This window comes from Burkholderia sp. 567 (genome assembly GCF_040545115.1).
GTDB classification, from domain to species: domain Bacteria; phylum Pseudomonadota; class Gammaproteobacteria; order Burkholderiales; family Burkholderiaceae; genus Burkholderia; species Burkholderia ambifaria.
Map to the genome: position 1 here is coordinate 58,453 of NZ_JBEPLG010000009.1, position 22,027 is coordinate 80,479.

Annotated in this window: 23 protein-coding genes and 1 pseudogene; 10 read left to right on the forward strand and 14 right to left on the reverse strand. The window is 66.9% G+C overall.

Annotation, left to right across the window (positions count from 1 at the left end):
• Positions 1-175: 175 nt before the first annotated feature.
• The 3 genes from lhpH to ABIC50_RS24690 all read right to left on the reverse strand — a co-directional run bounded on the left by lhpH (position 176) and on the right by ABIC50_RS24690 (position 3,218).
• Positions 176-1,183 (reverse strand): trans-3-hydroxy-L-proline dehydratase, encoded by a 1,008-nt coding sequence (lhpH, locus tag ABIC50_RS24680; RefSeq protein WP_354167441.1) that lies wholly within the window; start codon positions 1,181-1,183, stop codon positions 176-178.
• A 54-nt stretch (positions 1,184-1,237) separates the two neighbouring features.
• A complete protein-coding gene (locus ABIC50_RS24685) occupies positions 1,238-2,359 on the reverse strand; it encodes a branched-chain amino acid ABC transporter substrate-binding protein (protein WP_105831018.1) in 1,122 nt (373 codons plus the stop codon).
• Positions 2,360-2,480: 121 nt separating this feature from the next.
• On the reverse strand, positions 2,481-3,218 hold the full coding sequence (locus tag ABIC50_RS24690) for a FadR/GntR family transcriptional regulator (protein ID WP_006755371.1): 738 nt from the start codon (positions 3,216-3,218) through the stop codon (positions 2,481-2,483).
• Between the two features lie 262 nt (positions 3,219-3,480).
• Between ABIC50_RS24690 and lhpI the strand changes: the two genes are divergently transcribed.
• From lhpI to ABIC50_RS24705, 3 genes are all read left to right on the forward strand, one after another.
• Positions 3,481-4,416: a bifunctional Delta(1)-pyrroline-2-carboxylate/Delta(1)-piperideine-2-carboxylate reductase gene (gene lhpI / locus ABIC50_RS24695; RefSeq protein WP_354167444.1), complete on the forward strand. Its 936-nt coding sequence runs from the start codon at positions 3,481-3,483 to the stop codon at positions 4,414-4,416.
• Between the two features lie 188 nt (positions 4,417-4,604).
• Positions 4,605-5,012 (forward strand): response regulator, encoded by a 408-nt coding sequence (locus tag ABIC50_RS24700; protein WP_006752672.1) that lies wholly within the window; start codon positions 4,605-4,607, stop codon positions 5,010-5,012.
• A 17-nt stretch (positions 5,013-5,029) separates the two neighbouring features.
• Positions 5,030-5,803: a helix-turn-helix domain-containing protein gene (locus tag ABIC50_RS24705; RefSeq protein WP_354167447.1), complete on the forward strand. Its 774-nt coding sequence runs from the start codon at positions 5,030-5,032 to the stop codon at positions 5,801-5,803.
• Between the two features lie 24 nt (positions 5,804-5,827).
• Here ABIC50_RS24705 and ABIC50_RS24710 read toward each other — a convergent pair whose 3' ends face one another.
• The 6 genes from ABIC50_RS24710 to ABIC50_RS24735 all read right to left on the reverse strand — a co-directional run bounded on the left by ABIC50_RS24710 (position 5,828) and on the right by ABIC50_RS24735 (position 10,153).
• Positions 5,828-6,184, reverse strand: coding sequence for a metal ABC transporter ATPase (locus ABIC50_RS24710; RefSeq protein WP_354167449.1), 357 nt, complete (start codon positions 6,182-6,184; stop codon positions 5,828-5,830).
• 142 nt (positions 6,185-6,326) lie between these two features.
• The gene (locus ABIC50_RS24715) at positions 6,327-6,566 is read right to left on the reverse strand and encodes a hypothetical protein (RefSeq protein ID WP_006752669.1); all 240 of its coding nucleotides are present in this window, start codon (positions 6,564-6,566) and stop codon (positions 6,327-6,329) included.
• Between the two features lie 16 nt (positions 6,567-6,582).
• Positions 6,583-6,876 carry a DUF1488 family protein gene (locus tag ABIC50_RS24720; protein ID WP_126225373.1) on the reverse strand — a complete coding sequence of 98 codons (294 nt, stop codon included), beginning with the start codon at positions 6,874-6,876 and terminating at the stop codon, positions 6,583-6,585.
• A 117-nt stretch (positions 6,877-6,993) separates the two neighbouring features.
• Positions 6,994-7,392, reverse strand: a complete 399-nt coding sequence (locus tag ABIC50_RS24725) for a DUF488 domain-containing protein (protein WP_011658771.1) — start codon at positions 7,390-7,392, stop codon at positions 6,994-6,996.
• A 129-nt stretch (positions 7,393-7,521) separates the two neighbouring features.
• Complete coding sequence (locus ABIC50_RS24730; RefSeq protein ID WP_354167451.1) at positions 7,522-8,724, reverse strand: amino acid aminotransferase; 1,203 nt, start codon at positions 8,722-8,724, stop codon at positions 7,522-7,524.
• 43 nt (positions 8,725-8,767) lie between these two features.
• Positions 8,768-10,153, reverse strand: coding sequence for an amino acid permease (locus ABIC50_RS24735; protein WP_105831010.1), 1,386 nt, complete (start codon positions 10,151-10,153; stop codon positions 8,768-8,770).
• A 319-nt stretch (positions 10,154-10,472) separates the two neighbouring features.
• Between ABIC50_RS24735 and ABIC50_RS24740 the strand changes: the two genes are divergently transcribed.
• Positions 10,473-10,946: an Lrp/AsnC family transcriptional regulator gene (locus tag ABIC50_RS24740; protein ID WP_006759289.1), complete on the forward strand. Its 474-nt coding sequence runs from the start codon at positions 10,473-10,475 to the stop codon at positions 10,944-10,946.
• Positions 10,947-10,991: 45 nt separating this feature from the next.
• Here ABIC50_RS24740 and ABIC50_RS24745 read toward each other — a convergent pair whose 3' ends face one another.
• Positions 10,992-11,849 (reverse strand): EamA family transporter, encoded by an 858-nt coding sequence (locus tag ABIC50_RS24745; RefSeq protein WP_175705784.1) that lies wholly within the window; start codon positions 11,847-11,849, stop codon positions 10,992-10,994.
• 401 nt (positions 11,850-12,250) lie between these two features.
• Between ABIC50_RS24745 and ABIC50_RS24750 the strand changes: the two genes are divergently transcribed.
• Positions 12,251-13,924, forward strand: coding sequence for a phospholipase C (locus ABIC50_RS24750; RefSeq protein ID WP_354167454.1), 1,674 nt, complete (start codon positions 12,251-12,253; stop codon positions 13,922-13,924).
• 111 nt (positions 13,925-14,035) lie between these two features.
• Positions 14,036-15,454, forward strand: coding sequence for a cytochrome-c peroxidase (locus tag ABIC50_RS24755; RefSeq protein ID WP_354167457.1), 1,419 nt, complete (start codon positions 14,036-14,038; stop codon positions 15,452-15,454).
• Positions 15,455-15,469: 15 nt separating this feature from the next.
• On the opposite strand, the gene ABIC50_RS24760 is transcribed toward ABIC50_RS24755, so the two are convergent.
• Entirely contained in the window at positions 15,470-16,729 is a 1,260-nt protein-coding gene (locus ABIC50_RS24760) for a type II toxin-antitoxin system HipA family toxin (RefSeq protein WP_354167460.1), read from the reverse strand.
• Positions 16,722-17,039, reverse strand: a complete 318-nt coding sequence (locus tag ABIC50_RS24765) for a helix-turn-helix transcriptional regulator (RefSeq protein ID WP_006759284.1) — start codon at positions 17,037-17,039, stop codon at positions 16,722-16,724. The genes ABIC50_RS24760 and ABIC50_RS24765 overlap by 8 nt, the downstream gene beginning before the upstream one ends.
• Before the next feature lie 323 nt (positions 17,040-17,362).
• Here ABIC50_RS24765 and ABIC50_RS24770 point away from each other — a divergent pair, with 323 nt between their 5' ends.
• The 4 genes from ABIC50_RS24770 (at position 17,363) to ABIC50_RS24785 (ending at position 21,474) form a co-directional block, all read left to right on the forward strand.
• The gene (locus ABIC50_RS24770) at positions 17,363-18,073 is read left to right on the forward strand and encodes a GntR family transcriptional regulator (protein ID WP_175654819.1); all 711 of its coding nucleotides are present in this window, start codon (positions 17,363-17,365) and stop codon (positions 18,071-18,073) included.
• A 73-nt stretch (positions 18,074-18,146) separates the two neighbouring features.
• Positions 18,147-18,944: an SDR family oxidoreductase gene (locus ABIC50_RS24775; protein WP_126225365.1), complete on the forward strand. Its 798-nt coding sequence runs from the start codon at positions 18,147-18,149 to the stop codon at positions 18,942-18,944.
• A 35-nt stretch (positions 18,945-18,979) separates the two neighbouring features.
• On the forward strand, positions 18,980-19,912 hold the full coding sequence (kce, locus tag ABIC50_RS24780) for a 3,5-dioxohexanoate:acetyl-CoA acetone transferase (protein ID WP_006752654.1): 933 nt from the start codon (positions 18,980-18,982) through the stop codon (positions 19,910-19,912).
• Positions 19,913-20,145: 233 nt separating this feature from the next.
• Positions 20,146-21,474 (forward strand): MFS transporter, encoded by a 1,329-nt coding sequence (locus tag ABIC50_RS24785; RefSeq protein ID WP_354167463.1) that lies wholly within the window; start codon positions 20,146-20,148, stop codon positions 21,472-21,474.
• On the opposite strand, the gene ABIC50_RS24790 is transcribed toward ABIC50_RS24785, so the two are convergent.
• Both ABIC50_RS24790 and ABIC50_RS24795 read right to left on the reverse strand, forming a co-directional pair.
• Positions 21,435-21,587 (reverse strand): hypothetical protein, encoded by a 153-nt coding sequence (locus ABIC50_RS24790; protein ID WP_354167833.1) that lies wholly within the window; start codon positions 21,585-21,587, stop codon positions 21,435-21,437. The two genes, ABIC50_RS24785 and ABIC50_RS24790, sit on opposite strands and share 40 nt — an antisense overlap.
• Positions 21,567-21,852, reverse strand: a pseudogene (locus tag ABIC50_RS24795) (type VI secretion system baseplate subunit TssG); the annotation flags it as partial. The gene ABIC50_RS24790 and the pseudogene ABIC50_RS24795, both read right to left, overlap by 21 nt.
• Positions 21,853-22,027: the final 175 nt, after the last annotated feature.

A 22,027-nucleotide genomic window follows, 5' to 3' on the forward strand; every position in this document is an offset into this window, starting at 1 on the left:
GGGGATCGGCTGGAAAGGCAGCATCGTACCAAAACTCGCGCGGCCCACCGGCCGGCGGCCGACCCGGGCCCGTGCAAATGGCATCCGATGGCGCGGTTTCACGACAAAAAAAGCGCGCGCCCCGCAAGGGAACCGCGCGCCAAGCCTGGTACAACCCGATGCCGTGCGCCGGCGTTCAGCGCACGAGGAAACCGTAGGTCAGCGGATCGCGTTCGTCGACGATCCAGTTCGCGAAACCGCAGATGTGCGCGCTGCCCTCCACTTCCGGGATCACGGCGGGGATGTCGCCGACCATCGTCTCGCGCAGCACGCGCCCCTTGAACACCGTGCCGACGATCGACTCGTTGACGAGCGTGTCGCCGGCCGCGAGCAGGCCGCGGTGGTACAGCTGCGCGACACGTCCGCCGGTGCCGGAGCCGGTCGGCGAGCGGTCGACCTCGCGATCCGCGAACACGCAGCAGTTCGCCTGCGTCGAGCCCGGATGGCGCGGCGCATTCGCGATGATCGTGCCGTAGATATGGTTGATTTCCGGAATCTCCGGATGCACGACCGGATACTTCGCGTTCGCGGCGGCCTTCACTTCGGCGCCGAAGCGGATCAGCTTCTCCACCGCCGCTTCGCGCACCGGCAGGTCGAACGGCGCACCGTCGACGTAGAAATAGAACGCGCCGCCGTACGCGATGTCGCCGGTCACGGTGCCGAACGACGGCGTGTCGACCGACACGTCGCGCCGCCAGATGAACGACGGCACGTTGACGAAGCGCACAGGCCCCGCGTGCTCGCCGTCCCATTGCACGAACGCCTCGATGAAGCCGCACGGCGCATCGATGCCGACGCGCGTCTCCGGCACCGTGCGCTGCACCCAGCCAAGTTCGACCGCGGCGGTCGACAGCGCGATCACGCCGTGCCCGCAATGGTCGCTGTAGCCCTCGTTGTGCAGGAAGATCACGCCGAAATCCGCGTTCGGCGACACCGGCTCGGTCAGGTAGCCGCCGTACATGTCGGCGTGGCCGCGCGGCTCGAACATCAGCGCACGGCGGATTTCGTCGGCGTTCTCCTTGAGCCACGCGCGGCGCTGGACGATCGTGTCGCCGGGCAGGCGCGGCAGCCCGCTCGTGACGATGCGAAAGGCTTCGCCGCCGGTATGGACTTCGACGGTGGAAAGGGATCGGGAAATTTTCATGAGGATCGAAAGCGGGAGGACGAAGGACGGCGCCGCGGCGCCGTCCGGGGGCGATTACTTCGCGTACGGTTCGGGCAGCCCGTTGCGGATCACGTAGACGGTGGTCGGCGCGCCCTTCAGGTCGCCGTGTTCGTCGAACGAATAGGTGCCCGCGACACCCGCGTAGTTGGATTTCGCCAGTTGCGCGATCAGCTTCGCCTTGTCGGTGGTCGTGCCGGCCTTGACCATCGCGTCGGCGAGCAGCTTCATGCCGTCGTAGTAGTTGACGCCGTAGACCTGCGTCTCCGTGTGATAGGTGTCGTGATACTTCTTCAGGAATGCGCGGCCGGCCGAGGTTTTCTCGAGCGCGACGCCGCCCTGCGCGCAATAGACGATCGACGCGGCCTCGCCCGCGACCTTGCCCATGTCGGCGGAGCAGATGCCGTCGCCGCCGAGCAGCTTCGCGCGCAAGCCGCGCTGCTTCATCTGCTTCGCCATCGGCGCGCCCTGCGCCGCATAGCCGCCGAAGAAGATCACGTCGGGATTGCTGGCCTTGATCTTGGTGAGAATGCCGAGGAAATCGGTCGCCGACGAGCTCGTGTACTCCTGATCGACGATCTTGATCCCGTTGGCCTTCGCGACGTTCGCGAACTGCTCGGCGACACCCTGCCCGTACGCGGTGCGATCGTCGATGACCACGGCGGTCTTCGCGTTCAGCGTCTTCGCGGCGAAGGTCGCCATCGTGCCGCCGAGCTGCTCGTCGCTCGCGCCGATCCGGAAGATGTTCTTGAAGCCCTGGCGCGTGAGCGCCGGGTTCGACGCGACCGGCAGCATCGGCACGCCGGCATTGGAGTACACGCGCGACGCGGGAATCGCGACGCCCGAGTTGTACGGGCCGAGCACCGCGACGACGCCCTTGTCGACCAGGCTCTGCGCGACCTGCACGCCCGCCTTCGGGTCGGCCTGGTCGTCGTCGGACACCAGCTTGAACGTGACCGTCTTGCCGGCCACTTTCACACCCGCCTTGTTGAGCTCGTCGACGGCGAGGCGCGCGCCGTTTTCATTGTCCTTGCCGTTTGCGGCCTGCGGGCCGGTCAGCGGCGCCGAGTGGCCGATCGTCACGACTTCCTGCGCGTGCGCGGAAGTCAGCGCGCCGGCGGCAACGGCCACCGAGAGCGCGGTAATGAGGTATCGCATGGCGTCTCCTGATTGGTTTTGTGTGAAACCAATGTAGGACACGCATGGTCACGACGCAAGCAATTTCAAAATACTATTTACGATTCTGGTCATATTTCAGACCAGAATGCCGCGCCGTGCGTTACTTCGGCGTGATGTCGCGCCGCACGCGGAGAATGTGCTGCTCGACATAGAATGCGGCCGCGTCGGCGTCGCCGGACACGATCGCCTCGTAGATCAGCCGGTGCTCGGACACGTAGAGCCGGATCCGGCCCGCGTCGTAGATGCCGTCGTCCTTCAGCCGTTTCCACAGCGGCTGGTCCATCGTCTTCGCGACTTCGTCGGCGATCTTCACGATCAGCGCGTCGCCGGTCATTAGCGCGAGCTGCCGGTGGAACAGCCGATCGCTCTCGTTCCACAGCGCGCGCTGCCGCGGATCGTCGACATCGGTGATGGTTTCCATCTGCGCGAGATAGCCTTCGGCGATCGGATCGGCTCGACCATGCGCGGCCGCGAGGCGCGCGATCGCGGGCTCGAGGATGAGCCGCACGTCGAGCGTCGACGTCGGGCTGAAGTCCGCATCCGGCGCACTGCGCGTGTCGCCGCGCTGCGCGAGCACGTCGAGCGGCGCCGGCACGACGTAGGTGCCCGAATTGCGCTTCGTGAACACCAGCCCTTCGTTCTGCAACGCGCCGAGCGCCTCGCGCACCGCCGGCCGGCCGACCTGGAACAGCGCCGCGAGCTCGCGCTCGGACGGCAGCCTCGAATCGGCCGGATAGCGCCCCGCGCGGATCTCGTCGCGGATCTTCTCGGCGACCTGCTCGTAGATCTGCAGCGGCCGGAAACCGGCTTCAAGGGATTCGGGACGCGCGGACATCATCTGGGGCTCCTGCCAGGTCGGGGGCGTGGTTCGGGAATGGTGCGCACGATACCGCAGCGCAGCGGGCCGGCACGTGCGAAGGCCCATCTGGACGGATATTAGAACCAAAATCAGTCATCTGCCTGATTTTACGGATTGCAGGGCGGCCATCAACTGGTATAGATTTGATCCAGACCGCCTGCCGTCGCGATTTCCGGCAGCTTTCGTGGCGAGCGCGCGTTGCGCCCGTCGTCCACGCTCACCGATCCAACCGACCGACACGATGACCGCCCTCTCCCGGATTCCCGCTTTCGATGCCGCCGAAACGGCCGCGCTGCTCGACTACCCGGCGCTGCTCGCCACGCTCACGCACACCGTCGCCGAATACGCGGCCGGCGAGATCGTCAGCCCCGAACGGCTCGTCGTGCCGCTGCAGGGAGGCGGCGTGATGCTGTCGATGCCGTCGAGCGCGCGCGACCTCGCGAGCCACAAGCTCGTGAACGTGTGCCCCGGCAACGCCGCGCGCGGGCTGCCGACGATCCTCGGCCAGGTGAGCGCGTACGACGCGACGACGGGCGAGATGCGCTTCGTGCTCGACGGCCCGACCGTCACCGGGCGCCGCACGGCGGCCATCACTGCGCTCGGCATCCAGGCGCTGCACGGCGCCGCGCCGCGCGACATCCTGCTGATCGGCACCGGCAAGCAGGCGGCCAATCACGCGGAAGCGCTGGCGGCGATCTTTCCGGACGCGCGCCTGCATGTGCGCGGCTCGCGCGCCGACAGCGCGGCCGCGTTCTGCGCCGCGCACTGCGCGCAGGCACCGCAGCTCGCGCCGCTCGACGGCGACGCGATTCCCGATGCGATCGATGTCGTGGTCACGCTGACGACGAGCCGTACGCCCGTCTATCGCGAAGCGGCGCGCGAAGGCCGCCTCGTGGTCGGCGTCGGCGCGTTCACCGCGGACGCCGCCGAGATCGACGCCGACACCGTGCGCCACAGCCGGCTGGTCGTCGACGACCCGGCCGGCGCGCGCCACGAGGCCGGCGACCTGATCGTCGCGCAGGTCGACTGGCAACGGGTCGCGTCGCTCGCCGACGTCCTGCGCGGCGCATTCGAGCGGAGCGGACCGCTGCTGTTCAAGACCGTCGGCTGTGCCGCATGGGATCTGGCCGCGTGCCGCACGGCACGCGATGCGCTGGACGCGCGTCGGGGCGGCTGATTCGACGGCCGCGGCAGCAACGACGGCAGCGGCCGACAATCGCCCACGCCCGCCGGCGGCCCGCCCCCCGCGTCGCCGCCGCTTTCGCCCACGCTTGTAGGAATCGCCCTACAACGCGTCGAACCGGCCTACACAAACTTCCAATTCGGCCGATTTCATTTTCGGCGGCGCAACACGATACTGCGGGCATGAATGCCAGCCTGTCACCCGCCGTCGCGCTCAGGGTGTTCCTCGTCGATCACGCCGTCGCCGTGCGGCAACGCATCGCGCTGCTCGTCGGCGCGATCGGCGGCGTCGTGGTCGTCGGCGAAGCAGAAGACGGCCAGGACGCGTGGACACACATCCGCAGCAGCCGCGCGGACGTCGTGATCGTCGACCTGCGGCTCGCGGACGGCGGCGGTCTCGAGTTGATCGGGATGCTGTCGAAGGCCGCGCCGCCCGTCGTCACGATCGTGCTGACGAACCACTCGGCGCTTGCATTCAGAGAGGCATGCGCAGCGGCGGGAGCCGATTATTTCTTCGACAAGACCGCCGAATTCGACGCCGCATGCCGCGTCATCGAATCCCTGGTGCACGCTCGCGCGCACCAACCCTGATCGAGCCGGAGTGATTCATGTCTACCGCCTTCGCCACCGCCCCGCCCGCCGCGGCTCGGCCACCGATGCCGCTTCACGCGGTCGCACGCACCGATACCGCCAAACATCCGGCCGCGCGCTGCTCAGTGTGCGCGATGCGCTCGATGTGCCTGCCGCCCGACCTGACTGCCGATGAATACGGCCGCCTCGACGCGATCATCTGCTCGACCCGCCACGTTCGCCAGGGCGACTCGCTGTTCCGCACCGACGACCCGTTCCAGAGCATCTATGCGGTGCGCGCGGGCTCGTTCAAGACGGTGATGATGCATCGCGACGGCCGCGAGCACGTGAACGGCTTCCAGATCGCCGGCGAAACGCTCGGCATGGACGGCATCGGCACCGGCCACCACTGCTGCGACGCGATCGCGCTCGAGGACAGCGTCGTGTGCATCATTCCGTTCGTCGCGCTCGAAGCGGCGTGCCGCGAAATGAAATCGATGCAACATTTTCTCTATCAGATGCTGAGCAGCGAGATCGTCCGCGAATCGAGCCAGATGCTGCTGCTCGGCACGATGTCGGCCGAGCAGCGCGTCGCGCATTTCCTGCTGAACCTGTCGTCGCGCTTCGAGGCGCGCGGTTATTCGGCATCGGAATTCAACCTGCGGATGACGCGCGAGGAAATCGGCTGCTATCTCGGCATGAAGCTCGAGACGGTGAGCCGGATGTTCTCGCGGTTCCATCGGGAGTCGCTCGTCGAAACGCGCGGCAAGCGCGTGCGGATCATCGACGCGCAGGCGCTCGCTCAGGTCTGACGGATAGAGCGCGTGCGGCTGGCATCATTGCGCGGCGGCGCCCGTCTTGACCTGACGTAACGCGACGGCGGCTTCGGATTCGTCCGCGTGCCACGCGGACAGCGCCTGTTCGGCGTGCGCGAACGCGCGGCGCAGCGTGTCGTTCACGTCGTGGCCGGTGCTCGACGGCAGCGATGCCGGCGCGCGATCGTGCATCAGCAGTTCGAGCCGCACGTCGTAGGTCCGGTCTCCATCGCCGCTCGTGCGCGACTCGATCGTCAGCCGGCAATCGACGAGCCGTGCTCGGAATCGCTCGAGCCGCACCAGTTGCGCCCCCGCCTCGGCTTCGAGTGCGGCGTACCCCGTGAATCCGACGCAGACGATCTGCATGCCCACGCCCATGGGGCGCCTCCTGACGAGATCGGTGCCCATCGACCGCGTACCTGTCACTGTGTATCCCTGTCCCGTACGCGGCGCGATGACCGACGCGGCGCTCACTGCCCGTGGCAGCCCCACCTGCGCGCAACCACCGGCGCGAGAGAATTCATACGCTGAATGTCTGCGACGCCTTCATTTCGATCCACGTCATCCCGGCCCGCAGCCCTTCGATCGCCGCCTCGTGCTCGGTCGGATACGCGTGACTGTGTTCGAACGTGTGATGAAAACGCGCCGCCCCTGTGCCATGCTCGACGGACACACGACAGCGGAACTCGCCGGATTCGCACGGTCGCGTCTCGATTTCGACCGACCAGTCGCGTTCATGAATCGTACCTTGCAGTGTCATGCGCCCTCCTGCGGGATCAGTCTTCCTCGAGCCGGAAATGACCGCTATGCAGCAACACCGGCCGTCCCCCGATTTCTTCGAGCATCCGTCGTGCCATCGCATCGATCGCCGACCGATGCGCTTCGAACGCAGCCAGCAGATCCCGCTCGAGCAGCGACGGCGCGCCGAAATGATCTTCCAGCGCTTCGGCCGTGATCGCGCACTGCACACAGCGACCATCGACCAGCGCCGAAAATGCGACGACCAGATCGCGTCCGCAATATTCGGGCGGTTCCGGTGGAAAGGCAATCTGCATCTGTCCGCCTGTCATCGTCGTGACGATCCCATGACATGAGCATAGCCGCCTGCACGGCCGCACGCTTGACCCACGTCAACGGCTTCGCTGCGCCGCACGATGCGGCGCCCTTCGCATGGCGTGGAGCGGCGTTCAGCCCGCGTCCGCGTCGATTGCCGCACCGCGCTCGGCCAGCAGTTCGCGCAGCACGCCACGATGGCAGCGGCGTTCGTCCTCGCAGTAGCAGCCGATCGAGAACGCGCTCGTCGCCGACAGCGCGGCGAGCAGGTCCAGCACCTTCGGCGCGTCGCCATGCGCCATCTCCGCGCGAAAGCGGCGCGTGAACGCGCGCCATTCGGCGTCGGTTTCGGCCGCCAGCGCCTGCGCGACGAGCTCGGGGCTCGGCGACAACGTCGGCAACCATACATCATAGTAGTTGCGCGACGCGAATTCCGCCTTCGGTACGCCGCGCGGCGGTCGCCGCACCGTGCCGATCCTCAGGCCCTCGCCGGCCGCGCGCGGCGTGCCGAGCCGTACGATTCGAATTGCCATGCCGCTCCTTGGTCATGCGTTCGAGTTTCCATCGTAGCGCCGCGCCGCCGCCACGCAACAAAAAACCGGCTGCCTCCACGAAGGAGACAGCCGGTTCGGCGAAACGATCGGGCGCCCGGAGGCGTGCGGTCAGACGCCGCTCTTCAGCACCTTGCCGATGGATTCCGCGACGATGCCGACGTTCGAATCGTTCAGGCCCGCGACGCACATGCGGCCCGAACGCAGGATGTACACGCCGTGCACTTCGCGCAGCGCGTCGACCTGGGCTTCGGTCAGGCCCGTGTACGTGAACATCCCGCGCTGCTTCACATAGCGCGTGAGCGCTTCACCGCTGACGTGGTCGCGCAGGCCGTCGTGGATCGACTGGCGCATGCGCGCGATGCGGCGGCACATCGCGGCGAGCTCTTCTTCCCACTGCTTGCGCAGCGCCGGCGTGTCGAGCACGGTCGCCACGACCTTTGCGCCGTAGGTTTGCGGGTTGCTGTAGTTCGAGCGCACCGCGCCGGCCAGCTGGCCCAGCACGCGCTCGGCCGCGGCCGCATCCTCGCAGACGACGCTCAGGCCGCCGACCCGCTCGCCGTACAGCGAGAAATTCTTCGAGAACGAGTTCGCGACGAGCGCCGGCACGCCGCGGCGGGCCAGTTCGCGCACCGCGAACGCATCCGCGTCGAGGCCCGCGCCGAAGCCCTGATACGCCATGTCGACGAACGGCAGCAGCCCGCGCGCCTCGATCACGTCGATCAGCTTCTCCCACTGGCCTTCGTCGAGATCGACGCCGGTCGGGTTATGGCAGCACGCATGCAGCAGCACGATGCTGCGCGCCGGCAGCGCGTCGATCGCCGCGAGCATCGCGTCGAACTTCAGGCCGCCCGTCGCTTCGTCGTAGTACGGATACGTGTTCACCGTGAAGCCGGCGCGCTCGAAGATGAAGCGGTGGTTCTCCCAGCTCGGATCGCTGAGCCATACCTGCGCGTCCGGGAAGTAGCGCTTCAGGAAATCGGCGCCCACCTTCAGCGCGCCCGAGCCGCCGAGCGTCTGCACGGTCGCGATGCGGCCGGCCGCACGCGCCGGGTGATCGGCGCCGAACACGAGTGCCTGCACGGCGTCGCGATACGCGGCGAGGCCGACCATCGGTAGATAGGGTTTCGGGCCGAGGTCGCGCTGCAGCGCGGTTTCGGCTTCGCGCACGGCGCCCATCACCGGAATCCGGCCTTCGGCATCGAAATAGATGCCGATGCTCAGGTTGACCTTCTGATCGCGCGGATCTTTCTGGAAGTTCTCGTTGAGCGTCAGGATCGGATCGCCCGGGTACGCGTCGATGTGTTCGAACATGGCTATGTCGGTCTCGTCTGGAAGGATGGTCGTGGTGCCCGTGTCAGCGCGCGGACGCGCCGTCGCGCATCGCGTAGCCCGCATTCTTCTGCCGGAAGCGATACCCGATCGCGAGCACCGCGAGCCATACGGGGATCAGGTACACCGACAGACGGAGATCCGGCGTCAGGTACATCACGACGAGAATGCCGGCCATGAACACCAGGCACAGGTAATTCGTGAAAGGATAGCCCAGACTGCGGAACGAAGTCTGCTCCCCGGCGATGCGCTTGGCCTGGCGGAACTTCAGGTGGATCAGCGTGATCATCGCCCAGTTGATGATCAGCGCCGACACGACGAGACCCATCAGCACCTCGAACGCCTTGCCCGGCATGAAGTAGTTGACCAGCACGCATGCGCCGGTCGCGAGCGCCGACGCGCCGAGCGCGGCGAGCGGAATGCCGCGCTTGTTCACCGAGCACAGCACCTTCGGCGCATTGCCCTGCTTCGCGAGGCCGAACAGCATCCGGCTGTTGCTGTACACGCCGCTGTTGTAGACCGACAGCGCGGCCGTCAGCACGACCACGTTCAGCACGTTCGCGACCAGGTTGCTGCTCAGTGCATGGAAGATCAGCACGAACGGGCTGCCGCCGGTGACGACCTTTTCCCACGGATACAGCGACAGCAGCACCGCCAGCGCGCCGATGTAGAAAATCAGGATCCGGTAGATCACCTGGTTGGTCGCGCGCGGAATGCTGTGCTTCGGATCGTCAGCCTCGGCCGCGGTGATGCCGATCAGCTCCAGCCCGCCGAACGAGAACATGATCGCCGCCATCGACATCACGAGCCCCGACACGCCGTTCGGGAAGAAGCCGCCGTGCTGCCACAGGTTCGCGATGCTCGCCTCCGGGCCCGCGTGACCGCTCGCGAGCAGCCAGCCGCCGAAGCCGATCATCCCGACGATCGCGGCGACCTTGATGATCGAGAACCAGAATTCCGTCTCGCCGTACGACTTCACGCTTGCCAGGTTCAGCAGGTTGATCGCGACGAAGAACACCAGCGCGGACACCCAGGTCGGCACGCCGGGCCACCAGTACTGCACGTAGATCCCGACGGCCGACAGCTCGGCCATGCTCACGAGGATGTAGAGCACCCAGTAGTTCCAGCCGGACAGGAAGCCGGTGAAGTGGCCGACGTATTTATCGGCGAAGTAGCTGAACGAGCCGGCCACCGGCTCGTCGACGACCATCTCGCCGAGCTGGCGCATGATGAAGAATGCGACGACGCCGGCCACTGCGTAGCCGAGCAGCACGGACGGGCCGGCCATCTTGATCGTCTGCGCGATGCCGAGGAACAGCCCCGTGCCGAGCGCGCCGCCGAGCGCGATCAGCTGGATGTGGCGGTTCTTCAGCCCCCGCTTCAGGCCGTCCTTCTCGTTTCCAGAAACCATGTCTTCTCCATGTTGCCCGCCGCCGCCGGAAGCGGTGCGGCACGCCTCGGTGTGCCGGGCGTTGTTTTGCTGTGCCGGCGGCCGTTCGTGGAGCCGCCGGGTTGGGGACTGCGATCTTCGCGCGGTGACGCCCGATTCCTGTCGGCAGGCCCGCCAGCCCGGCCGCCGACCGTCGTCCTCGCCCGCGTCGTTGCGGCCGCGCACGAAAATCCGGCGTCAGTTTAGCGTCGCGACGGCGAAATCGGGTTGCGTAACCCGCTCATGCAAACCCTACATTATGAGATAAAATTGCACCCCGGAGACAGACGAGGAAACAAAAATGCCTGAACCGGTTCTCGATCGCATCGATCGCCACTTGCTGTCGGTATTGCAGGAGAACGGCCGCGCGTCGAACCTCGATCTGGCGAAGGCCGTCGGCCTGTCGCCCGCGCAGACGCTGCGGCGCCATCGCCGGCTCGAGGAAATCGGCGCGATCCGCCGCTACGAAACCCGTCTGTGCCCCGATACGCTCGGGTTCGGCGTCACCGCGTTCGTGCATGTGACGATGGAGCGCGGGCATATCCGCGACCTGTCGAAGTTCCAGAAACTCGTGTCGGATCTCGCGCAGATCCAGGAATGTTTCTCGGTGACGGGCGATATCGATTACGTGCTGAAGGTCGTCGCGCATGACTTGAAGGGGTTGTCCACGTTCCTGCTCGAAACGCTGATGCGCATTCCCGGCGTCAGCGGCGTGCATTCGAGCGTGTGTCTCGATGAAATCAAGTGCACGAGTGCGATGCCGTTGGAAAGTTGATCGACGGCCGCGCGCTGCCACGGGAAGCGGCTTCGCCCGTCGTGCTCACCGAACCGCCTCGAACGCGCTGATCAGCAGCGCCCCGCAAGCAATCACCAGACACCCGCCCGCGCGACGCGGCGTCAGCCGCTCGCCGAGATACACGCGCGCGATCAGCGCCGCGAACACCACGCTCGTTTCGCGCAGCGCCGACACCGGCCCCATCGGCGCGCGATCCATCGCCCAGATCACGATCCCGTAAGCGAGGGCCGCGAACACGCCGCCGCCCGCGGCCTTCGCCGTCTCGCCGATATCCTGCGTGAGCCGCAGCGGCCCCGCGCGCAGCCGGTAGTACGCGGCCATCAGCAGCCCGGTCAGCACGAACATCCACCCGGTATAGCCGACCGTGCTGCCGCTTTCCCGCACGCCGATCCCGTCGACCACGCTGTACGCGGCGATCGATACGCCGGTCGCGAATGCGGTGAGCAACACGGGTGCCATCCGGTGTGGCGCGCCCCGCCTGCGCTCGAGCCCGATCGCCAGGATGCCGGCGCAGATCAGCACGAGTCCGCATTGCGCGCCCACGTTCAGGCGCTCGCCCGCGAACACCGCCGCGCCCAGCGTGACGAGCAGCGGCGCGGTGCCGCGCGCGACCGGATAAGCAACGCTCAGGTCGCCGTGCTCGTACGCGCGCACCAGCAGCAACGTATAGACGACATGGATCACCGCCGACGCGACGACGCAGGCCCAGCTCGCCGGCGTGATCGGCGCGGCGCCCGGCAGGAACAGCAGCGCGAACAGCCCGATCGCGATCTGCAGCACCGTGGCCGAGCGCAGCCGGTCGCCGCTGCTGCGCACGAGCGCATTCCACGACGCATGCAGGAACGCGGCACACAGGACGGCAAGCAGAACGGGGATCGGCACGTTGAATACTCGCTGGGGGCCGGCAACGCGAAATCGCTGCCGGGGCCGATCATCGTATGAATGTGTCACCGGATTGTCAAAAAAGCCCGCTGCACGACCTCGCGGACCGACCGCCCCGGCGCGTGCCGCGGCCCGCCCGGCACGGCATCCACGGCGATGACCGCCGCCCGCCGCCGAATGTGTCGCGCTGATTGCATCAGCCCGCGCCTTTCCACTGTCTTTCGCGCCGCGTCGCGCCGTAATGGAATCGATACCGCGGCGCAACCGTCACGAAACCGATTCGCCCCCATATCTTCATACCGGGCTGTTTCAATGCCGGTGCTCCATCACGAGCCCCGCGCCGAACCGAGACGGCGACGGGGCCGCTCTCCACCATCGACCACCTCACCTGGAGTTTCCCGATGTTCCGTCAAGCCTTGCTCGTCACCGCCTGTGCAGCCGCAGCGCTTGCGCTGTTCGCCTGCGGCGGCAGCGACGATCCGACGTCGACGCCCGCGGTGTCGTCGCAGGATGCACTGCAGACCGCCACGCCGATCAAGCACGTCGTCGTGATCTACGGCGAAAACGTGTCGTTCGACCATTACTTCGGCACCTACCCGAACGCGTCGAACCCATCCGGCGAACCGGCCTTCACCGCCAAGCCCGGCACGCCGACGATCAACGGACTGACGGGCACGCTGCTCACCGCGAACCCGAACTTCACGAACACGGCCAACGGCACCGACGCCGCGAACCCGTTCCGCCTCGACCGCACGCAGGCCGCGACGGCCGACCAGAACCACGCGTACACGGCCGAGCAGCAGGCCGAGGACAACGGCCTCGCCGACCTGTTCCCGAAATACACCGGCAAGGGCTCGTCGGGCGGCGCCGGCGCGTTCGGCACGAAGGGCCAGGTGATGGGCTACTTCGACGGCAACACCGTCACCGCGCTGTGGAACTACGCGCAGCGCTTCGCGATGAGCGACAACGCGTATACGACGGTCTACGGACCGTCGACGCCGGGCGCGCTGAACGTCGTGTCGGGCCAGACCAACGGGATGCAGATCGTCAAGACATCGAAGCAGCCGTCGACGCTCGCGGCCACCTCGTACTACATCAACGACGGCCAGGGCGGCTTCACGATGATCAACGACGTCGACCCCGGCTTCGACGTGTGCTCGAGCACGACCGACCAGGCGATGATGACCGGCAAGAACATCGGCGACCTGCTGAACGCCGCGAAGATCACGTGGGGCGGCTTCATGGGCGGCTTCAACCTGTCGACGACCAACGGCAACGGCACGACCGGCTGTAACCGCAGCACCGTCGCCACCGCCGTGAACGCGGCGACGGCCGACTACATCCCGCACCACAACTGGTTCCAGTACTACGCATCGACCGCGAACCCGCAGCACACGCGCCCGAGCAGCGTCGCGGCGATCGGCTCGAGCGTCCAGGCCGACGGCAAGACGGCTGAACCGGCGAACCACCAGTACGACAGCGACGATTTCTTCGCGGCCGTGAAGGCCGGCAATTTCCCGTCGGTCAGCTTCCTCAAGGCGCCGGCCGCGCAGGATGCGCACGCGGGCTACTCGGATCCGCTCGACGAGCAGGCGTTCGTGACGAAGGTCGTCAACTTCCTGCAGCAGCAGCCCGACTGGAAGAACACGGCCGTGATCGTCACCTATGACGACTCCGACGGCTGGTACGACCACGCGTACACGGCGCCGACCCACGCGTCGTCCGATGCGGTCGACCAGGTGAACGGCAACGGCGCATGCGGCTCGGGCGGCACCACCGGCGTGAACGGCGGCACCGTGAACGGCCGCTGCGGTCCGGGTGTGCGCATTCCGCTGGTCGTGATCTCGCCGTACGCGAAGCAGAACTATGTCGACCACACGATGATCGACCAGGCGTCCGTCGTGCGCTTCATCGAGGACAACTGGCTCGGCGGCCAGCGCATCGGCGGCGGTTCGTTCGATGCGACGGCGGGCGATATGCGCGGGCTGTTCGACTTCGCGTCGAAGCCGAATACGGCGCCGCTGTATCTCGATCCGACGCAAGGCACCGTGCTGAGCGCGGCGCCGTCGATCTGACCGGTATTGCCTGATCGCTAGCAGCAAGCAGCAGCAGGCCGGCGCATCGTGCGCCGGCCGTTTCCATTCAACGCGCCGCTTTTACGCGGCGCCCGACTTTCGACCGCCAGCATGACAGCTCGTCCCGCGTTCCCGTCTCCCGACGCATCCGGCGCCGCCGCGCCGCGTTCCCCTGCCCGCGTGCTGCGCCGCGCGGCGTTCGTGCTCGGCGCGGCCGTGCTCGGCTACGGCGCGTTCGCGATCGCGTTTCCGGCCCGCACGCCGGCGGCGATCGGCGACGTCGTCGCCGACTGGACGGGCGCGAATCCGCATCCGGTCGTGCTGCAGCGCCCGGCCGCGCAGCCGCTGTCCGCGGTCGCGCAACTTGGGCGTGCACTGTTCGCCGATCCGTCGCTGTCGGCATCCGGCAAGCAGTCGTGCGCGTCGTGCCACAGCCCCGACCATGCATACGGGCCGCCGAACGGGCTCGATGTGCAGCCGGGCGGCCTCGCGATGACGCAGCAGGGTTACCGTCCGCCGCCGTCGCTGATGTACCTGTACCGCCAGCCGAATTTCAGCATCGGCCCCGATGCGGGCGAAAACGACGCCGCGCCGAGCGTCGCGCAGCAGGCGGCAGCCGCGGCCGGCGTCGTGAAGGCGCAGAAGGTGGCCGGCACGTCGGCCGCGCCGCAGCTCGTGCCGCAAGGCGGGATGTTCTGGGATGGCCGCGCCGATACGCTGCAGCAGCAGGCGTTCGGGCCGCTGCTGAATCCGGTCGAGATGGCGAACGCGAGCGTCGACGACGTCGCACGCAAGCTCGCGCAGTCGTCGCATCGCACGCAGTTCGAGCAGTTGTTCGGCGCGCATGTGTTCTCCAGCCCGCAGCTTCTGGTGTCGGAGGCGATGTTCGCGATCGCGCGCTATCAGGTCGAGGATCCGTCGTTCCATCCATACAACAGCAAGTACGATCGCTGGCTCGAGGGCCGCGCGCGCCTGACGCGGGCCGAGTTGCGCGGGCTGAGGCTCTTCAACGATCCGGACAAGGCGAATTGCGCGGGCTGCCATCTGTCCAAACCCGGCAAGGACGGCCTGCCGCCGATGTTTACCGACTACCAGTACGAGGCGCTCGGCGCGCCGCGCAACCGGGCGCTCGCGCAGAACCGCAACCCGGCGTTCCACGATCTCGGCGTGTGCGGGCCGTTCCGCGAGGACCTGAAGGACCAGACGCAGTATTGCGGGATGTTCCTCACGCCGACGCTGCGCAACGCGGCGACGCGCCAGGTGTTCTTCCACAACGGCGTGTTCCATACGCTCGATCAGGTCATGGCGTTCTACAACGAGCGCAGCATCTCGCCGCAGAAGTTCTATGCGCGCGGCGCGGACGGCAAGGTCGATGTGTACGACGATATTCCGCCGAAGTACCGCGCGAACGTCGACGTGACCGATGCACCGTTCGATCGCAAGCCGGGCGACAAGCCCGCGATGACCGAGCAGGACATCAAGGATATCGTCGCGTTTCTCGGGACGCTGACCGACGAGCCGGCTCGCTGAGGAATCGCCGTTGCACTAGCGAAGCAGCGCAACGTTCTCGTCGATCCGATGCTGAATGTGCATCAGAGTATCGTCGGTGATGGTGCCCTGATAGTCGCGCGTCGCAATGGTCGACCATCGGCTGGCCACCGAGCACATGCGGTCGATCATGTCGCCGGCCGCCGCGGCGGAAATCTCCGCCTCCTTTGCCAGCCCGAGCAAGGCCGCTCGGTCGATCTGCAGCGCCTCGCCCATGACGTCCATCTGGTGATAACCGCCCGGTCCCTCGCAGAACGTCACGTCATAGGCCGGCGCGAGCTTCCACTCGCCGGATCGCGCCATGATGTACGCGAAGTTCTTGGGATGATCGTCCCGGTTGTTGAATGCGACGTTGAAGACCGCCCGCTCGAACGCCCGCGCCTTTTCCCGGACGTCATTGGTGCACATGTGGGTCGCACGCAGGAAATTCACGTAATCCAGCGCACCCGGCGTTTTGTAATCGGCACCGGTAAACGCAGCGACGCTTTGCATGGGCACGCGCAGACCGTCCCGTCGATCGAAACGCCTGGATGCAAATGCCGCCATCCCGCCCGGCAAATCGAAATGCAACGTGTCCGGCGTCTCGATGCCGCACAGGCGCAAGCACTCGGCGTAGACCATCTCGATAGCGCACACCTCCGGATGCTCTTGCCGCGCCGGGAACTTGACCAGCCACGCGTCAAAATCCGCCGCGGGGGCCGTGGTAAAGACGCCGGAGCGCGGATCGCGATAGACCAGCGCCTTCGGCCTAGCGCCTTGCGGAGAACCGCCGACCTGCAGCAACTGATGAAGGAACGCTCCGCCTTCACCATCGAGGACTTCCTGTACCTCGGCCGCGAGCCGATCCAGGGGAATATTCGGCTGCGGCTCCTGGATCTCGGGCGCGACGGGCTCGAACGACATGGCCCCCATCGCATGGCTGCCAATATAAGCCAGCCGCTCCAGCGGCCCGATGCGTGCCGCGTTGAGGCCGCGGCGTTTGAACAACCGATCCATCAGCAACATGCCCCATCCGTCGGGCAGCGCGTCGTAGACAGGCCCGGGCAGCCCTAGCTGATGGGACGGAAAATCCTTGCGCAGCCTGCTCCCATGCACCGGCAGTGCATAAGCCGACAGCTCGAGCCCCCTCTTGCGGGCGTCATCGCTATATTCGAATACGATCAACGGGCGCCCCGTGATGGCCGTCGTCGAGACCAGCGATCCCCACAGCCAGTGCTCCCCCCAGCCGTCGTAGTAGACATCGACCCGCTCAATCATTTCTCGTCGTCCTCTTGACGCGCTGACGTTTGGCGCTCTTTTCATACCGGTGAACGTCTTCCAGGCTATCGAGCTTCGGTAGGAACAGCGCTTCGAGTTCCTTGCTTCGTCCAAGAACCATCGCGACACGAATGACCGTTTCGAGGCTCACATTGCGTCCGGCTTCCAGGTTGGACACCGTATTGGCGCCGACGCCGGCACGCGCGGCCACGTCGGCCTGGGTGAGTTGCAACGCCAACCGCTCCGTGCGAAGCCGCTCGCAAAGAAGTGTGACGATTTCATCGGGTTTGCGGAAGCTTAATTCCAACATAGTGGGTCTTGTGGCGCCATAGGGCATATAACTCACAATATTATAGAGTTAAAGCGTTAGCATGCTCAACAACCGTAATTCCCTTATATTGGGCGTTACATGCGCCTATACCGTCACTATCACCAGTAAAGCAGAATTAACTCCCGGTGGGCGGGTGCCCGTCACATCGCGCCATGTTCTTGATGCCACAGGCCACACCCCGCTTCGCGCCCCGCGTTTTCCCCTACCTCGAACTCCTTGACGCAACCCGTCCCCATCGACAACACTTTGCCCATCGCAAGTGTGATCACAGATCGCAGATCAAACCCAGGAGAACCCCGGCCTTGGCACCCCGTATCGTCCCGCCCGCACTGAAAGTCATCGAATCGGAAACGATGGCCGACAAGGTCTACCAGCAACTGCGCGAAGCGCTGATGAGCGGCCGTTTCGCGCCCGGTCAGGCGCTGAGCCTGCGCAGCGTCGCCGAGGCCGTCGGCTCGTCGACGATGCCCGTGCGCGCCGCGCTCACGCGGCTGCGCGCCGAACGCGCGCTGGTCGACGGCCCGAACCGCGCGCTCGTCGTGCCGCCGATGACGCTCGACATGCTCGACGAACTGCGCGACGTGCGGATCGCGCTCGAAGGATGCATCGCCGAACGCGCGTGCGCACGGATGACCGACGCGCAGATCGCCGCCGTGCGCAAGACCTGCGAAACGATGCAGGCGCAGGTCGAGGCCGGCCGTTCGCGCGCCTACCTGCAGAGCAATTTCGCGTTCCACAGCGCGATCTACGCGCACGGCGCGAGCGACAGCACGCTCGCGATCGTCGAGAACCTGTGGATGCGCGTCGGGCCGTTCCTCAACATGGTCGCGCTCGATATCCCGCACATGCGGCGCTCGATGGATGCGCACCGCGCGATCGTCGACGCGCTCGAACGGCGCGACGGCACCGGCGTACGTGCCGGCATCGCGCTCGACATCGGCGGCGCCGCGCACGATCTCGCCGAAACGCTGCGGGCCGAGCAGACGCCGCGGCGCGCGAATGCGAAGCCGTAGCGGCGACCTTCCGCGGCAAGCAGCCCCGAAGGCGCGCCGCATCCAATAACTTCAACGATGGAGACAACCCGGCATGACAGCTTCCGACCTGCTGAAACCCTATGACGGCCTGCGCGTGCTCGTGACGGGCGGCGCGTCCGGCATCGGTCTCGAGATCGCCGACGCGTTCGCCGAATGCGGCGCGCGCGTCCACGTGTGCGATGCGTCGCAAGCCGCGATCGCGGCGCTGGCGGACCGGCCATCGCGCGCCGCGATCAGCGCGACGCTGGCCGACGTATCCGATCCGGCCGCGGTCGAGCGCGTGTTCGCGGACATAGCGACGACGCTCGGCGGCCTCGACGTGCTCGTCAACAACGCAGGCATCGCCGGCCCCACGGGCGGCATCGACGAAATCGACCCCGTGCAGTGGGAGCAGACGGTCGCGATCAACCTGAACGCGCAATTCCAGTTCGCGCGGCGCGCGGTGCCGCTCCTGCGTGACGCGAAGCACGGCGGCGCGATCATCGCGCTGTCGTCGGTCGCGGGGCGGCTCGGCTACGCGTTCCGCACGCCCTATGCGGCGACCAAGTGGGCCGTCGTCGGTCTCGTGAAAAGCCTCGCGATCGAGCTCGGGCCGCTCGGCATACGCGTGAATGCGATCCAGCCGGGCATCGTACGCGGCCCGCGGATGCGCCGCGTGATCGAAGCACGCGCGCAGCAGCTCGGCATCGGCTACGACGAGATGGAGAAGCGCTATCTCGAGAAGATCTCGCTGCGGCGCATGACGGATCCGGCCGAAATCGCCGCGACCGCGCTGTTCCTGTGCTCGCCCGGCGGGCACGGCATCACCGGGCAGGCGATTTCCGTCTGCGGCAACGTCGAAGTGCTCTGACGCTTCCTGCGTCGCTCATCGTAAGGAATCCTATCGTGGCAAACGCCCGCAAAGTCATCATCACCTGCGCGCCGACCGGCGCGATCCACACGCCGTCGATGTCGCCGTACCTGCCCGTCACGCCGCATCAGATCGAGACGGCCGCCGTCGCGGCCGCGCAGGCCGGCGCCGCGATCCTGCATCTGCACGCGCGCAACCCGTCGGACGGCAAGCCGACGCAGGACCCGGCCGTGTTCGCCGAATTTCTGCCGCGCATCAAGGCGCAGACCGACGCGGTGATCAATCTCACGTCGGGCGGCAGCCCGCACATGACCGTCGACGAACGGCTGCAGCCCGCGCTGTATTTCCAGCCCGAAATCGCGTCGCTGAACATGGGTTCGATGAACTTCGGACTCTATCCGATGCTCGAGCGCTTTCGCGAACTGAAGCATCCGTGGGAACGCGAACATCTCGAGAAGAGCCGCGATCTGGTGTTCAAGAACACGTTCGCCGACATCGAGACGATCCTCACGCGCTGCGGCGCGAACGGTACGCGGTTCGAGTTCGAGTGCTACGACATCTCGCACCTGTACAACCTTGCGCACTTCGTCGACCGCGGGCTCGCGAAGCCGCCGTTCTTCGTGCAGAGCGTGTTCGGCCTGCTCGGCGGCATCGGCGCGCATCCTGAAGACCTGATGCACATGCGCCGCACGGCAGACCGCCTGTTCGGCCAGGACTACGTGTGGTCGATTCTCGGCGCGGGCCGCAACCAGATTCCGCTCGCGACGATCGGCGCCGCACAGGGCGCGAACGTGCGGGTCGGGCTCGAGGATTCGCTGTGGATCGCGCCCGGCCAGCTCGCCGAATCGAGCGCCGCGCAGGTACTGAAGATGCGGCAGGTGCTCGAGGGGCTGTCGCTGGAGATCGCGACGCCGGCCGAGGCGCGCGCGATGCTCGATCTCAAGGGTGGCGACGCGGTTCGGTTCTGACCGCCGGGGCGCGCCCGATACCCGCCCAACACCAGGACCCGCAAGCGCAGAGACAAGGCGCCGGCCCGAGCCGGCCGGCGCCAGGACGCCCTTGATCGCCCCGCTCCCGCCCGAGCGCCGCCGGCGCGGCTCCGTCGTCTGCCCCTCCGCTGCGCGCGACGCAGCGGCCTCTGCCGAACGCAGCGCGCCGTGCTTGCCGTGTGCGCCCGTTCGCCTTTACCGGAGTCGTCCGCATGTCCACTCAACACGTCCAGATCCTGCCTTCCGCAGCCGACGACGCAAGCGCGTCGCTGAACCGGCTGCTGTTCCGCAAGCTCATGCCGCTGCTGATCGCCGCCTACGTGATCAGCTTCCTCGACCGCACCAACATCGCCTTCGCGAAGCACTCGATGGGCGTCGATCTCGGCATTTCATCCGCGGCCTACGGGCTCGGCGCCGGCCTGTTCTTCCTCACCTATGCGCTGTTCGAGATTCCGAGCAACCTGATCATGCATCGCGTCGGCGCGCGCTTCTGGATCACGCGGATCATGATCACGTGGGGCGCGTTGTCGGTCGCGATGGCGTTCGTCGGCGGCCCGACGTCGTTCTACGTGATGCGCCTGATGCTCGGCGCCGCCGAAGCGGGACTGTTTCCGGGCGTGATGCTGTATCTCACGTACTGGTTCGGTCGCGAGGAGCGTGCGCGGGCGACCGGCTATTTCCTGCTCGGCGTGTGCATCGCGAACATCGTCGGCGGGCCGCTGGCCGGCGCGCTGATCGAACTCGACGGCACGCTCGGCTTCCACGGCTGGCAATGGCTGTTCGTCGTCGAAGGGATTCCGGCGATCCTGCTCGCCTTCGTCGTGTGGACGCGCCTGCCGGACCGTCCGAGCAGCGCGCCGTGGCTCGCCCCCGAAACCGGCCGCGCACTCGAACGCGCGCTCGCAGCCGAACAGGATGCCGGGGTCGCCGCCCACGGCGGCCACAGGTTCGGCGCCGCGCTGCGCGATCCGCAGATCTGGCTCGCGATCTTCGTGTACTTCTGCCATCAGTTGACGATCTATACGGTGATCTTCTTCCTGCCGGGCATCATCGGCGCATCGGGACGCTTTTCACCGTTCGCGGTCGGATTGCTGACGGCGTTGCCCTGGCTCGCCGCCGCACTCGGCGCCGCAACCCTGCCGCGCTTCGCGCGCGAGTCGCATCATTCGCGCCGGATCCTGTGCGGCGGCCTCATCGTGATGGCGGCCGGAATGGTGGGCGCCGCAAACGCGTCGCCGGTGGCCGGCCTTGCTTGCGTATGCATCGCCGCGTCGATGTTCTTCGTCGTGCAGTCGATCGTGTTCACGTTTCCGGCGTCGCGACTCGCCGGCAGCGCGCTGGCCGGCGGCCTCGGTCTGGTGAACACGTGCGGCCTGCTCGGCGGCTTCGTCGGCCCGACCGTCGTCGGCGCGATCGAACAGGCGACCGGGAATGCGAAGAACGGACTGACGCTGCTCACCGCGGCGCTCGTCGTCGCCGCGTTCGCGAGTCTCGCACTGCGTCACGGGCACGAGCGGCCCGCTGCGCGATCGCAAGGCTGAGCCCGCGCGCGATTCGAGCCGGCGCGATGTGGCGGGCCGCCCGCCTGCAAGACGCCGAGCGCAATGTTGATGATGCGGTCCTCGTCGGCGGGCAGCACGATCTCGTCGATCATGTGCGGAGCATCGCCGCGTCGCCGCCATACAGGCCCATGAACGTCGTGCGCACGGTAGGCGGCGCATCCGGTCGCTCGTCGTCGAACTCTACGGACGCAATTTCACCAACGGGGAACCGGCGCACGGGCGCGGGCGGAAGCGTACGGGCTCGTGCTCCGGCATTAAGTTCATCTGCGGAGCGCGGGCGAGCAGCGACGCCACGAGCGGGGCGAGATTGGGCAACTCGTCCACTAAGGGGGCTTCCTGCCCGGCGTGCGGCTTCATAGGGGCGCCCGTTGTGCCTCGCTGCGCGGGCAGTCCATGCGGGTCCGCGACGGCAGGCTCACGATCGATAGCTTCGTGAAGACGTTGATTTCCGCGTACTGCACGGGATACGTAGGGGAACGCTTTCCTGCGTGAGCCCCTGCTGGGCATATTGTTTGCACGCTGTATTCCATGC

Coding starts and splice junctions, on each gene's coding strand:
- ABIC50_RS24690 (WP_006755371.1), bottom strand. CDS start 3,218: ATGATGTCCGCGCGTCCCGAATCCCTTGAAGCCGGTTTCCGGCCGCTG.
- ABIC50_RS24720 (WP_126225373.1), bottom strand. CDS start 6,876: ATGACAGGCGGACAGATGCAGATTGCCTTTCCACCGGAACCGCCCGAA.
- ABIC50_RS24715 (WP_006752669.1), bottom strand. CDS start 6,566: ATGACACTGCAAGGTACGATTCATGAACGCGACTGGTCGGTCGAAATC.
- ABIC50_RS24755 (WP_354167457.1), top strand. CDS start 14,036: ATGACAGCTCGTCCCGCGTTCCCGTCTCCCGACGCATCCGGCGCCGCC.
- ABIC50_RS24790 (WP_354167833.1), bottom strand. CDS start 21,587: ATGATCGACGAGATCGTGCTGCCCGCCGACGAGGACCGCATCATCAAC.
- ABIC50_RS24765 (WP_006759284.1), bottom strand. CDS start 17,039: ATGTTGGAATTAAGCTTCCGCAAACCCGATGAAATCGTCACACTTCTT.
- lhpH (WP_354167441.1), bottom strand. CDS start 1,183: ATGAAAATTTCCCGATCCCTTTCCACCGTCGAAGTCCATACCGGCGGC.
- ABIC50_RS24710 (WP_354167449.1), bottom strand. CDS start 6,184: ATGGGCGTGGGCATGCAGATCGTCTGCGTCGGATTCACGGGGTACGCC.
- ABIC50_RS24775 (WP_126225365.1), top strand. CDS start 18,147: ATGACAGCTTCCGACCTGCTGAAACCCTATGACGGCCTGCGCGTGCTC.
- ABIC50_RS24730 (WP_354167451.1), bottom strand. CDS start 8,724: ATGTTCGAACACATCGACGCGTACCCGGGCGATCCGATCCTGACGCTC.
- lhpI (WP_354167444.1), top strand. CDS start 3,481: ATGACCGCCCTCTCCCGGATTCCCGCTTTCGATGCCGCCGAAACGGCC.
- ABIC50_RS24740 (WP_006759289.1), top strand. CDS start 10,473: ATGCCTGAACCGGTTCTCGATCGCATCGATCGCCACTTGCTGTCGGTA.
- ABIC50_RS24700 (WP_006752672.1), top strand. CDS start 4,605: ATGAATGCCAGCCTGTCACCCGCCGTCGCGCTCAGGGTGTTCCTCGTC.
- ABIC50_RS24725 (WP_011658771.1), bottom strand. CDS start 7,392: ATGGCAATTCGAATCGTACGGCTCGGCACGCCGCGCGCGGCCGGCGAG.
- ABIC50_RS24685 (WP_105831018.1), bottom strand. CDS start 2,359: ATGCGATACCTCATTACCGCGCTCTCGGTGGCCGTTGCCGCCGGCGCG.
- ABIC50_RS24705 (WP_354167447.1), top strand. CDS start 5,030: ATGTCTACCGCCTTCGCCACCGCCCCGCCCGCCGCGGCTCGGCCACCG.
- ABIC50_RS24750 (WP_354167454.1), top strand. CDS start 12,251: ATGTTCCGTCAAGCCTTGCTCGTCACCGCCTGTGCAGCCGCAGCGCTT.
- ABIC50_RS24735 (WP_105831010.1), bottom strand. CDS start 10,153: ATGGTTTCTGGAAACGAGAAGGACGGCCTGAAGCGGGGGCTGAAGAAC.
- ABIC50_RS24760 (WP_354167460.1), bottom strand. CDS start 16,729: ATGATTGAGCGGGTCGATGTCTACTACGACGGCTGGGGGGAGCACTGG.
- ABIC50_RS24785 (WP_354167463.1), top strand. CDS start 20,146: ATGTCCACTCAACACGTCCAGATCCTGCCTTCCGCAGCCGACGACGCA.